Below are 12,066 nucleotides of genomic sequence, written 5' to 3'. Positions count from 1 at the left end.
GGTCGGCCTTTGCCTTTCAGTTTCTGCGGGCAGATCTGGGTGGTGGGTTAAGGGAGCGAACCGTGCCGCCTTGCGCTCAGCATGTCACGCCTGGGCGGTGGCTTACTCGCAGCTGGGTGCCGGTTGGGCTGGTCGGTCGCCTCCCGGCTAGCGGGTGGTTGCTTGCGTCTGGGTGCCGGTTGGGCTGGTCGGTCGCCTCCCGGCTAGCGGGTGGTTGCTTGGGTCTGGGTGCCGGGTTGGGCTGGGCGGTCGCGTCCCGGCTCGCGGGTGGTCGCTTGCGTCTGGGGTGCCGGGTTGGGCTGGTCGGTCGCGTCGCGGTCGGCGGGTGGTCGCTTGGGTCTGGGTGCCGGGCTGAGCTGGGCGATCATCTTTTGCCTGGTGGTGGCTCGCTCTTGGCTGGCTGCTTGGCCGGGCCGGGTGGCTACCTTGTGCCTGGCGGTGGCTCACCGTTTCGGCCATCTTGATGAGCGGCCCGGGGCCGTTCGGCCGCCTGATCAAGCAACCCGGACCGCTGCGCCTGCGGCGATCGTCAGGCTTGCGCATGATCCACTTGCCTCAAACGTGCTGCTCGCCGCCGCGGCCCAGGCCGCGTCGATCAGCGGGCCGAGCGTGGGCTGGCCGTGCCGCTCGCGCGAGCTGGCCGTGCCGCTCGCGCGAGCTGGCCGTCCCGCTATATGGACATAGCCGTCACATCGTGGACTTTTGTGAACCTTGGAAACTTGCGCCCACATACGAGCCATAACTCTCCAAGGTTCGCGCCCGGCCGGGAAAGCCCGCTGGGCGAAAGCCATATTTTCTGGCAAACCGTCCCTCCACAATGGACGACGGTCTCACATCGCGGACGCCGCGTCCAGAACGTGGTCGCCGGTCTCAGTAGGCGGTCGCCGGTCCCACGAAATGGAAGCGCCGCGCGCGGCGGGGCTGGCCCCGGTCGGCGCCGGGCTCACCGGTCTGCGCCGGGACCCATCGGGTCTGCGCCGGGACGCATCGGGTGTGCGCCGGGACGCATCGGGTGTGCGCCGGGACGCATCGGGTGTGCGCCGGGACGCATCGGGTCTGCGCCGGGACGCATCGGGTCTGCGCCGGGACGCATCGGGTCTGCGCCGGGACGCATCGGGTCTCCGGCGGACCCATCGGGCCTTCGACGCCCCACCTGCCACCGGCGGCCCCGGCGGTGCCTTGCGTGCCCAGTCGGTCGGGCCAGCATCGGAAATTTCGGATATGCGTGGCATGGGCCGCGGCGCACCGCCTACCCGGCGACTTGCCGTCTGCGTGGCCCGCGCCGTCGCGTGGCTCGTGCGGTCCGCGCGAAGGCGAGGGGCCGTGCCGGGGCGCCGGGCGGCGACCTGCGACCGGCGCGGGCAACCGCGATCGCGACGCCGGACCGGGGCGCCGGGCGGCGACCTGCGACCGGCGCGGGCAACCGCGATCGCGACGCCGGACCGGGGCGCCGGGCGGCGACCTGCCACCGGCGCAGGCAACCGCGATCGCAACGCCGGACCGGGCGGGCGAGCTGGTTGCTGGTCGTCGGGTTGCGGGCGGTGGGGTCAGGTTGGGGAGGGGGCTGGTGGGGTCAGCTGCTTGATGGCGGCTGTCAGGAGGGGCTCGTTCAAGGGCTTGCCGGTTACTACGGACTGGATCATTGCGCCGTCGACCAAGGCTGAGATGTTTTGGGCGGCGTCGAGGCCTACCCGGGGGACCAGGAGGTCGTTGAGGCCGTCGAGCCAGGCCAGGGCGAAGGAGCGGAGTTCGACGTCGCGGGCGGCGGCCACGTAGAGCTCGTACTCGATTTGGACCCGTCGGCGGTCGATCAGGTATTCGGCTACCAGTTCGACGAGAGCTTTGGCCAGGTCGGGTGTTGACCGTAGGCGTTCATCCCACGAGTGCAGGTCGGCGGTCATGGCGTCGGTTGCCTGGGCCAGGCCAGCGGCGATCAAATCGTCCAGTGTGGGGAAGTAGTACGTGGTGGCGCCCAGCGGGAGGCCGGCACGTGCGGCTACGGCGCGGTGGGTGGTCCGGCCGATGCCTACCTCCGCGACGATCTCGATGACCGCGTCGGCCAGGGCTCGCTTGCGCGCTTCCGGATCGCGTGCCCGCTGAACCCGTCGCTCCCGAGTGGCCGGGTCGGCGGTGCCGGGCGCTGTCGCTTCCCGCGGTTCGGACCCGGCCGGGGTTTCCGCGCCGGCGCGCTTACGCGCACTTCCCGGGGTGGTGGGCGACTCCGGCTCGATGGGGGTTTGCGAGTCGGAGCCGCCCACCCGGGGGGTGGGGTAAGGAGGCATTAGGCGGCACCTACCCGGTTGCGGGTCGCGGTGCCGGGGACGAGCAGGCTTTTTTCGGTAGGCATTAGGGAGCACCTACCCGGTTGCGGGTCGCGGTGCCGGGGACGAGCAGGCTTTTCGCGGTGCGGGGGACGAACAGGCTCTTCACGCTGCGGGGGACGAGCAGGCATTTCGCGATAGCGGGGGACGAGCTGGCTTTCGGGGTGCCGGGGGCGAGCAGGCGTTTCGCGGGGGCGGGGGCGGGGGTGAGCGGGCTTTCGCGGTGGTAGGGGGCGCGCGAGCCCCCTGCGCCTGGCGTCGGGCGGCGCCGGGCGGCCTGGTGGGGCGCGCGGGTGGGGGTGCGGGGGGCTTGCCTGGTGGGCATTAGTGCTTGCCGGCGCGGTGGGGGGCCGCGCGGGTGGGGACGGGCTGGCTTGTCGGGGGCGGGGTGTCGGTGGTGGGCATCAGTGGGCGCCGCCCAGGTTGAGGGTTACCACGCCGGCGATGATCAGGCTTACGCCGATCGTCTTGACCAAAGTGATGGGCTCTCCCAGGAATATTGCTCCGATGCCGACGATCGCGGCGGTGCCCAGTGCGGACCACACCGCGTATGCGACGCCGACCTGTACGCCCTTGACAGCTTGGGACAGCGCCACGAAGGAGATCGCGTAGCCGCCGAGCACCGCCACGGTGGGCCACAGGCGGGTGAATCCATCTGTTGACTTGAGCAGACTGGTTGCCACGACCTCGGCACTGATCGCGCCTAGGAGGAAAACGTATGCCACGGTTGCCTCCCCGGTCTTGTACGTCCGTACAAGTACGAACGTACAAGATGGGTGGCGGCCTGCAAAGAGTTACGTCTGTCACTTCGTGTTTGGAAGCAAACGCACAGTAAACAAGATCAGGTGCGGCCGGCCGACGTCGGGAACTGGTCGGCGGGGCCGGCGGCGCCCGTCTGCAGTGCGTCGGCGACCGCCTCGGGCGTGGGCTGGCTGGGGATCGGCGGCTGCGGGGAAGCGGAGCGGCGCAACTCGGCCGGCAGCACGGCCAACGCGATCAGCGCGCCGACCCCGCCGACGGCGGCGAAACCCCACACGGGGGCCAGCGAGTCGGCGGCCAGACCGGCCAGCGGGCCGCCCAGAGCCACCCCGGCGGTCAGCGACGAATTATGCAAACCCATGGCCTCGCCACGCGCCGAGGCGGGCGTCATGCGGGAGACGGCGTCGGCGGTGGCGGTGATCGTCGGAGCGCACAGGGCGCCGCACGGCAGCAGCAGGATGGCGAGCAGCCACCAGTGGGCGCCGCCCAGCGAGACGGCGATCGTCAGGACGGCCATCGGCGCCAGCAGCGTCACGGGGGAGAGGCGCCGGTGCAGCGTGCCGTACGCGAAGCCGCCCAGCAGCGAGTAGAACGCCCACAACGACATCACCAAGCCGGTCCAGCCGACCTCGCCGTTCTCCCGGAGGACGGCGACCACCGTGACGTCGGTGCCGGAGAGGACCAGGGTCGCGGCCATCGTCACGGCCAGGACGGCGACGTAGCGGGGGCGTAGCCACGTGCGGCGGGACACGTGCTCGCCGGCGGCGATCGGGGCCTCGTGGGCGGCGCGGATCGGCGGGTTCAGCCTATACAGCCCCACGCCGGCCAGCAGGATGCCGGCGGCGAGCGTCAGCATGGCCGCGCGCGGGTTGACGCCGGTGGCGATCAGCACGCCCAGGGCCGGCCCGGCCATGAAGCTGAGCTCCGTGGTCATCGAGTCGAGCGCGAAGGCGGGTAATCGATGCTCTTCCGGGCTCAGCGCGGCGATCGACTGCCGGGCCACCGAGAAGGCCGGCAACGCCAGGAAGCCGCCCAGCAGCGACAGCGCGAGCAACGGCCAATACGGCAGGGACTGCGCGATGGTCCAGAAGATGACCTCGGCGATCGTGGTCAGCAACAGCACCGGGCGCAGGCCCCGGCGGTCGATCAGGCGGCCCATCACCGGGGCGCCGACCGACCCGCCGATGGTCAGGGCGGCGCCGACCAGCCCGGCGGCGCCGTAGCCCCGGCCCAGGTCGGTGACGACATGCAGGGTGACCACGACGGCGCCGGCCGCGATCGGGATGCGCGCCAGCGTCGCCACCGCCAGCAGCGACTTGATGCCGGGCAGGGCGAGCGTTTCGCGGTAAGGCTTGAGCAGCATGTCGTTCCTGACCTCCGAACGACATCCTGCTATGGGGGTACGACAAAAACCAAAGTGATTAGGGGGCCACCACGGGCGTACCGGAGGTGGAAATGCCTGCCGTCTCGAACTCCTTGAGCGCGGCCTGCGTCGTGCCGTCGGACACCCCGGCGGTGAGATCCAGCAGGACCGTCGTGTCGAAGCCGAAGCCCTTGGCGTCGAGCGCGGTCGCGCGTACGCAATGGTCGGTCGCGATGCCGACCACCTCGACCTCGGTCACGTCCCGCGACCGTAACCAGGTGGCGAGCTCCTCGCCCTGTGAAGTGTGGCCCTCGAAGCCCGAGTACGCGCCCGCGTGCTCACCCTTGTGGAAGATCGCTTCGATCCGGGAGGTCTGCAGCTCGGGATGGAAGTCGGCCCCGGTGGAGCCGACGACGCAGTGCGTGGGCCAGGTGTCCAGGTAGTCGGGGTGGTCGCTGAAGTGGCCGCCCGGATCGATGTGCCAGTCCTTGGTGGCGACCACGTGGTCCCACCGCTCGGGCGTACCGGATAAGACCAGCGAGATGCCGGCGGCGACCGCGGCGCCGCCGGCCACGGCTAACGAACCGCCCTCGCAGAAGTCGTTCTGGACGTCGACGATGATCAACGCGCGAGACACGGGAACCAACCCCTATGCGGTCGGGACGATGGTGACGGGAATGGCCGGGTCGCCGGCCGAGAGCTTGAGCCCCTCCCACGGTATCGAGATCAGGCATTCGCGGAGGTGTTCCCGCGACCGCGCGAGGGTCGCCTGGTCCACGATCTCACCGTTGGTGACCAGGGGCTGCTGAAGGAGGCGGTCGTTGGGCTCGCGGTCGGGCACGCCCTGCGACACCACGACCTCCTCGGTGGCCGTGCCGGTCGGTTTGTGCCGGCGGACCGCGGTCTTGCGGCCGCCCACCGTGGCCTTGTGCTCGGAGCGCTTGACCACCGGCTTGCCGTCGACCTCGACCAGCTTGTAGACCAGCCCGGCGGTCGGCGCGCCCGACCCGGTGACCACCGCCGTGCCCGCGCCGTACATGTCGACCGGTTCCGCAGCCAGCGCCGCGATCGAGTACTCGTCCATGTCGCCGGAGACGATGATCTTCGTTTCGGTGGCGCCGAGGGAGTCGAGCAGCTCGCGGGAGTGCTGGGCGAGCACCGACAGGTCGCCCGAGTCGATCCGGATGGCCCGCAGGTCGGTCCCGGCCACCGCGATCGCGTTGCGGATGCCCTGCGCGATGTCGTACGTGTCGACGAGCAGTGTCGTGTTCTTGCCGAGCGCCGCCACCTGGGACGCGAACGCCGTCGACTCGTCGTCGTGCAGCAGCGTGAACGCGTGCGCCGACGTGCCCGTGGTGGGGATGCCGTAGCGGGCGCCGGCCGCGAGGTTCGAGGTGGAGGCGAAACCCGCCAGGTACGACGAGCGGGCCGCGGCGATGGCGGCGTCCTCGTGCGTACGCCTCGACCCCATCTCGATGATCGGCCGGCCGCGCGCCGCGGTCACCATCCGGGCCGCCGCCGCCGCGATCGCCGAGTCGTGATTCAGCACCGACAGCACCAGCGTCTCCAGCAGCACGCACTCGGCGAACGTGCCGGACACCGTGAGGATCGGCGAACCGGGGAAGAAGAGCTCGCCCTCCGCGTACCCGTCGATGTCGCCGGTGAAGCGGTAGGACGCCAGCCAGTCGGCGGTGGGCGGGTCGACGATCCCGGCGTCGCGCAGGAAGTCGATCTCGGCCGCGGTGAACCGGAAGTCGCGGACCAGTTCGACCAGCCGGCCCTGGCCCGCCGCCACCCCGTAGCGCCGGCCGATGGGCAGCCGCCGCGCGAAGACCTCGAAGACGCAGTGCCGGTCCGCGGTGCCGTCCCGCAGGGCTGCGCTGATCATGGTCAGCTCGTACTGGTCGGTCATCAACGCGGGAGCGAAGGAGTTCACGAGACCACCCTATGCCCCTTACGAAGGGTGCATTGACCTGCGGATCGGCGTTCCGGTTCACCGATGCGGCGAATCCGGTGGCACCATGGGGGGCATGGCGTTGCCACAGGTCGCTCCCGTCGAGACGCCGGAGGTCGAGGAAGCACCGGCCGTCGATCGGCCGTGGGTCACGATCGTCTGGGACGATCCGGTGAATCTCATGTCGTACGTGACCTGGGTGTTTCAGAAGCTCTTCGGCTACAGCCGGGAGAAAGCCGAGGCGTTGATGCTCGACGTGCACAACAAGGGCAAAGCGGTCGTCACGTCCGGCGCTCGCGAGCGCATGGAGATGGACGCCAATCAGCTCCACGGATACGGTCTTTGGGCGACGGTGGACCGGGACTGAGCACCGGCGGGGAGAGGGCAGATGTTCCGACGCAACGGCAGACAGTGTGTGGCCACGTTCGCGGTCGACGAGGTGCGCGTGCTGCGCAAGGTCGCCGGTGAGGTGGTCGGTCTGCTGACCGACGGTATGGACCACACCGACCCGGTGGTCTCACGGCTGTTCCCGGACATCTATCCGGAACGGCCGGACGATTCCGCCGAGTTCCGGCTGTATACCGAAGGCGAGCTCAAGACCGGCAAGATCGATCAGGCCGGTGCGATCCTGGCGGCTCTGCCGGACGAGGGCGAGGGCGAGGTACGCCTGGACGGGGAGGCCGCCGAGGCGTGGCTGCGCGCGATCAACGACGCGCGGCTGGCCATGGGCACGCGACTGGACATCCGGGCCGACACGGACCTCGCCGAGGAGCTCGACGAGGCCGTGCTGCACGACCCCGGGTCCAGCCGGGTCTTCCAGCTCAGCGTCTACGCGTACCTGGGCTATCTGCAGGAATCGCTGCTGAACGCGCTGCCCGAGATCGAGTAGGTGTGGTCACGGCCACTGTCCGGCCTGAGACGGCCCGATAACACGCACGGTAGGGTGTTTGGCGTGCTGACCATCGACAGCGCGATCGTCAACGCGATCGTGGCCCATGCTCGCCGGGACCACCCGGACGAGGCTTGTGGCGTGGTCGCCGGGCCCATCGGCAGCGACCTGCCGACACGTCTCATCCCGATGGACAACGCGGCGCGGTCGATGACGTTCTACGAGTTCGACTCGATGGAGCAGCTGCGGGTCTGGCGCGAGATGGACGACAACGACGAGGAACCGGTCGTCGTCTATCACTCGCACACGGCGACCGAGGCGTACCCGTCGCGGACCGACGTCTCGTTCGCCGGTGAGCCGGGCGCGCACTACATGCTCGTCTCGACCCGTGAGCCGGACTCGGAGGAGATCCGCTCGTTCCGCATCGTGGACGGTGCGGTGACCGAGGAAGAGATCAACATCGTGGATGCGACGGTGGAAGCGTGATTGCGAGCGCTGTGCAGTCGTACATGTTCGGGCAGAGCCCCGTGTCGGTCGTCTACGAGTGTCGTTGAGAAACGACCTCATCCGGCCAATTCGACGTTCGACCCGCTGTATCGACTCAACCAGTAGGAGCCTCATAACCATGGCTATCGAAGTTCGCGTGCCCACGATCCTGCGCAGCTACACCGGCGGTGCCAAGATCGTCGAGGGTTCCGGCGGCACGCTCACCGCCCTGATCGACGACCTGGACACCCGGCACGGCGGCCTCAAGGGCCGGCTTCTCACGCCCGAGGGCGGCCTGCACCGGTTCGTCAACATCTACGTCAACGACGAGGACGTCCGCTTCCTCGGCTCGCTCGACGCCACGCTCAACGACGGTGACTCGATCACCATCCTGCCGGCCGTCGCCGGCGGTGCCTTGGGCTTCGCGGCCGCGGCCGCGTTCCTGGGAATCTAGCCGTCATGGCTCGCTACGAGAGCCTGCTGGACGCCTGTGGCGGCACGCCGCTGGTCGGCCTGCCCCGCCTTTCGCCGACGGTGCCCGACGGGGCACCGCCGGTACGGCTGTGGGCCAAGCTGGAGGATCGCAACCCGACCGGCAGCATCAAGGACCGGCCGGCCCTGTTCATGGTGCGCGAGGCCGAGGAATCCGGCCATCTGCGCCCGGGCGACACCATTCTCGAGCCGACCAGCGGCAACACCGGGATCTCGCTCGCCATGGTGGCCAAGCTCCGCGGCTACCGCCTGGTCTGCGTGATGCCGGAGAACGTGTCCGCCGAGCGGGTCCAGCTGCTCCGCATGTACGGCGCGGAGATCATCTTCTCGCCGGCCGCGGGCGGTTCGAACCAGGCGGTGGCGACGGCGAAGCAGATCGCCACCGAGCACCCCGACTGGAAGATGCTGTTCCAGTACGGAAACCCGGCCAACGCCCGCGCGCACTACGAGACTACCGGTCCGGAGCTGCTGCACGACCTGCCCACGATCACGCATTTCGTGGCCGGTCTCGGCACCACCGGCACGCTCATGGGCACCGGCCGCTACCTGCGGGAAAAGGTCGAGGGCATCCAGATCATCGCGGCCGAGCCGCGGTACGGCGAGCTGGTCTACGGACTCCGCAACATCGACGAGGGGTACGTCCCCGAGCTGTACGACCCGTCGGTGCTGGACCGGCGGTTCTCCGTCGGCACGCGCGACGCCGTGTTGCGGACCCGCCAGCTGGTCGAGGTCGAGGGCATCTTCGCGGGCTTCTCCAGCGGCGCGATTCTGCACGCGGCCCTCGCCGTCGCCCACGAGGCGGTCAAGGCGGGCAAGCGCGCGGACGTGGCGTTCGTGGTCGCGGACGGCGGCTGGAAGTACCTGTCGACGGGTGCCTACGTCGGCACCCTCAACGACGCCGAGGAAGCCCTCGACGGGCAGCTCTGGGCGTAGGTCAGTACATCACGGCGATCATCACATCGATCGCCAGCGGGCCGGTGGCGGCCATCAGCAGCAGCCACGGCAGGGCCGGGCGGTGGATCGACAAGAACGAGCCCACCGCCAGGGCCACGCTGACCAGTCCGAGGAACGCCAGCACCGGCACGTACCAGACCGAGGCGCCGCCGAGCACGGTGACGAATGCCCGGACCGACACGCCGACCCCGGCCAGACCGAGCGCCGCCGAGTACAGCGACATGGTCAGCAAACGGGCCGTGCTGGGCGCCGGATCGTCGGGTGCCGGAAACCGGAAAAGCGTCTCAGCTTCGCCGTAAACGACGGCTGCCGGTGTACGCTCCCAGCCACCGAACGGCATGATCTCCACTGCTTCGGTACGCGAGGTGCGGCTTTGCTCGACCGTGGTCACAAGTGCCTCCGTCTGTTCCGTCTCGCGAGTTCCTCACTTTGTGCAACGGAAACGACTCACCGGACGTAACGGGAAATGCGCTAATGGTCGAGGTCACCGATGATGTGATGTACGTTGTCGATTTAGCGACAAATCGATCAGACGTTTACGTGGCACGCAGGTCCCGGCGTACGCTTCGCCTCGTGAATGACTGGTCTGACGACGTCACCACGGACCGGTCGGGCGGGGCGTGGTCGACCCAGCGTGAGCCAGAGGGACCCGTATGCGACTGACCGTCCTCGGCTGCGCCGGCAGTTTTCCCGGCCCCGAGTCGGCTTGTTCCGCCTACCTCGTCGAGGCTGAGGGCTTCCGGCTGCTGATCGATTTCGGCTCGGGCTCACTGTCCGCGCTCCAGCGTTATTCGGACATGAACAGCGTTGACGCGATCATGCTCACGCATCTGCACTGCGATCACATGCTCGACGCCTGCACGTACATCGTGGTGCGCCGCTACGACCCGGCCGGGCCGCGGCCGCCGGTGCCGGTCTACGCGCCGCTGGGTGCCGCCGAGCGCATCTCCGCGGCGTACAGCGCGGACAACGAGCCGCTCGACGACGTCTATACGTTCTACGGGCTGCAGCCGGGCACGTTCCCGATCGGCCCATTCACGATCACGGTCGACCGCGTCAACCACCCCATCGAGACCTATGGCGTACGCGTGGAGCACGGTGGCCGGGTGCTGGCGTATTCCTCGGACACCGCGCCGTGCGAGCCGCTCGTGCGTCTGGCGGCCGGAGCGGACCTGTTTTTGTGTGAGGCTAGTTACGTCGACGGTGCGAACAATCCGCCCGGACTGCACCTCACCGGGGGTGAAGCGGGCGAGGCGGCCACCAAGGCCGATGTCGGGCGCCTTCTGCTGACCCATCTCGTTCCCGCTTGGGCCAGCGAGGCATCTATTGTGGATGGCGCCGTTGCCGCTTACGCGGGGCCGGTGGAGGTCGTGCGCCCGGGTGCTCGCTACGATCTCTGAGCCCGGGGCCCCATCGGGCGAGCTGTCGCACCACCGGGTCGTGATCTTGGAGTTGCTGCATGCGCATCGTTCGCCTGGCCAACTTCGTGACGACGCATTCCAGTGGCCTCCGAACGGCGCTGCGTAACCTCGGCGAGGGATACCAACGGGCCGGCCACGAGGCGGTGCTGATCGTTCCCGGACGAGAGCGCACCGACCGGATGACGTCGCAGGGCCGGGTCATCACGATGCCCAGCGCGCCACTTCCCCGCACCGGCGGTCATCGCGTGATGACCGGGCGCCGCAAGCTCGCCGAGCTGCTCGAGTCGCTGGAGCCGGACCGCCTCGAGGTCTCCGATCGCGCCACGCTCGGCTGGACCGGCCTGTGGGCGCGGCGCCGGGGCGTCCGGTCGATGATGGTGTCGCACGAGAGCCTGGCCGGCCTGCTCGGCGTCTGGGGCGTCCCGAAGCGTGACTCGGTCGCCGACCACCTCAACCTGCGCACCGCCGAGCATTTCGATCAGATCCTGTGCACGACGGCGTTCGCGGCCGACGAGTTCCGCCGCGTCGGCGTGGAAAATCTGACCGAGGTCCCGCTCGGCGTCGACCTCGATGTCTTCCACCCGGACCGGGCCGACCCGGCGGTTCGTGAGCGGTTCGCCCGGCCGGACGAGTTGCTCGTGGTCTTCTGCAGCCGGCTGTCCCCCGCGAAGCGCCCTGAGCTCGCCGTGGACGCGATCGGGGTGCTGCGCAACCAGAAGGTGCCCGCGGTGCTCGCTGTCGCCGGAGACGGCGCCAGGCGGACCGCGCTGGCCTATCGCGCGGCGCGCCTGCCGGTCCGGTTCGCCGGGCACATCGCCGACCGGTCCGCGGTGGCGACGCTGCTGGCCAGCGCCGACGTGGTGGTGGCGCCGGGCCCGGTGGAGACGTTCGGCCTCGCGGCCCTCGAGGCCCTTGCCTGTGGTACGCCCGTGGTGGTCAACGCTTCGAGCGCGTTGCCCGAGGTGGTGGCCGACGCCGGGGTCGCGGTCGCGGGCACGGCGGAGGCCGTCGCCGAGGGTGTCCGCCAGTTGATCGACCGTCCGGCGAAGGAGCGCCGCCGGGCGGCTCGTGAGCGCGCCGAGCAGTTCGGCTGGCAGCGCGCTGTGGACGGTTTTCTGCGGGCTCATCACGCGTTGCCCGAAGTGGCCGCGGCCGTCGCCCGGAAGGGTCCCGGCGCCATCCTCCGTCCGGCCGTTCCGCGTCCGGCGACGCCCGACGACGCGACCACGCCGCGTTACGCCTAATCGCTGACGTAGCCCCAGGTAATCGCAACAGTTATCGACCTCTGTCTCTTTTTCGAGGCAGCGGGCCATTGCCGCGTGGCTATATCGCATGCGCCGATTCGCATATTTGTCGGATTTCTGCCTTGCTTAAGCTTTCTGTCCCTTTCGGATCGGTGATCGTCGCGGCCGAAGAATTAATTCGGG

Annotated in this window: 12 protein-coding genes and 1 pseudogene; 7 read left to right on the top strand and 6 right to left on the bottom strand. The window is 69.5% G+C overall.

The window, feature by feature from the left end:
• Nucleotides 1–1,547: 1,547 nt before the first annotated feature.
• From HH310_RS06525 to HH310_RS06505, 5 genes are all read right to left on the bottom strand, one after another.
• Nucleotides 1,548–2,282, bottom strand: coding sequence for a TetR/AcrR family transcriptional regulator (locus HH310_RS06525; protein ID WP_169174508.1), 735 nt, complete (start codon nt 2,280–2,282; stop codon nt 1,548–1,550).
• 443 nt (nt 2,283–2,725) lie between these two features.
• Nucleotides 2,726–3,046, bottom strand: a complete 321-nt coding sequence (locus HH310_RS06520) for a multidrug efflux SMR transporter (protein ID WP_169174507.1) — start codon at nt 3,044–3,046, stop codon at nt 2,726–2,728.
• 116 nt (nt 3,047–3,162) lie between these two features.
• Nucleotides 3,163–4,443: an MFS transporter gene (locus HH310_RS06515; RefSeq protein WP_169174506.1), complete on the bottom strand. Its 1,281-nt coding sequence runs from the start codon at nt 4,441–4,443 to the stop codon at nt 3,163–3,165.
• 58 nt (nt 4,444–4,501) lie between these two features.
• Nucleotides 4,502–5,080 (bottom strand): isochorismatase family protein, encoded by a 579-nt coding sequence (locus tag HH310_RS06510; RefSeq protein ID WP_169174505.1) that lies wholly within the window; start codon nt 5,078–5,080, stop codon nt 4,502–4,504.
• Nucleotides 5,081–5,092: 12 nt separating this feature from the next.
• On the bottom strand, nt 5,093–6,379 hold the full coding sequence (locus HH310_RS06505; protein WP_169174504.1) for a nicotinate phosphoribosyltransferase: 1,287 nt from the start codon (nt 6,377–6,379) through the stop codon (nt 5,093–5,095).
• 94 nt (nt 6,380–6,473) lie between these two features.
• Between HH310_RS06505 and clpS the strand changes: the two genes are divergently transcribed.
• The 5 genes and pseudogenes from clpS to HH310_RS06480 all read left to right on the top strand — a co-directional run bounded on the left by clpS (nt 6,474) and on the right by HH310_RS06480 (nt 9,197).
• Nucleotides 6,474–6,764 (top strand): ATP-dependent Clp protease adapter ClpS, encoded by a 291-nt coding sequence (clpS, locus tag HH310_RS06500; protein ID WP_169174503.1) that lies wholly within the window; start codon nt 6,474–6,476, stop codon nt 6,762–6,764.
• Nucleotides 6,765–6,785: 21 nt separating this feature from the next.
• Nucleotides 6,786–7,286, top strand: coding sequence for a DUF2017 domain-containing protein (locus HH310_RS06495; RefSeq protein WP_169174502.1), 501 nt, complete (start codon nt 6,786–6,788; stop codon nt 7,284–7,286).
• A 63-nt stretch (nt 7,287–7,349) separates the two neighbouring features.
• Nucleotides 7,350–7,840, top strand: a pseudogene (locus HH310_RS06490) (Mov34/MPN/PAD-1 family protein).
• A 71-nt stretch (nt 7,841–7,911) separates the two neighbouring features.
• Nucleotides 7,912–8,226 (top strand): MoaD/ThiS family protein, encoded by a 315-nt coding sequence (locus HH310_RS06485; protein WP_169174500.1) that lies wholly within the window; start codon nt 7,912–7,914, stop codon nt 8,224–8,226.
• A gap of 5 nt (nt 8,227–8,231) precedes the next feature.
• Entirely contained in the window at nt 8,232–9,197 is a 966-nt protein-coding gene (locus HH310_RS06480) for a PLP-dependent cysteine synthase family protein (protein ID WP_169174499.1), read from the top strand.
• A 1-nt stretch (nt 9,198) separates the two neighbouring features.
• On the opposite strand, the gene HH310_RS06475 is transcribed toward HH310_RS06480, so the two are convergent.
• Nucleotides 9,199–9,609, bottom strand: a complete 411-nt coding sequence (locus tag HH310_RS06475; protein WP_312033876.1) for a hypothetical protein — start codon at nt 9,607–9,609, stop codon at nt 9,199–9,201.
• 262 nt (nt 9,610–9,871) lie between these two features.
• Here HH310_RS06475 and HH310_RS06470 point away from each other — a divergent pair, with 262 nt between their 5' ends.
• On the top strand, nt 9,872–10,618 hold the full coding sequence (locus HH310_RS06470; protein ID WP_169174498.1) for an MBL fold metallo-hydrolase: 747 nt from the start codon (nt 9,872–9,874) through the stop codon (nt 10,616–10,618).
• Nucleotides 10,619–10,677: 59 nt separating this feature from the next.
• Entirely contained in the window at nt 10,678–11,883 is a 1,206-nt protein-coding gene (locus tag HH310_RS06465; protein ID WP_169174497.1) for a glycosyltransferase, read from the top strand.
• The last annotated feature ends 183 nt before the right edge of the window (nt 11,884–12,066 follow it).

It is taken from the genome of Actinoplanes sp. TBRC 11911 (assembly GCF_012933445.1).
GTDB lineage: Bacteria > Actinomycetota > Actinomycetes > Mycobacteriales > Micromonosporaceae > Actinoplanes.
Note: the sequence above shows the minus strand (reverse complement) of the source record. Positions and strands in the feature narration are given on the sequence as shown.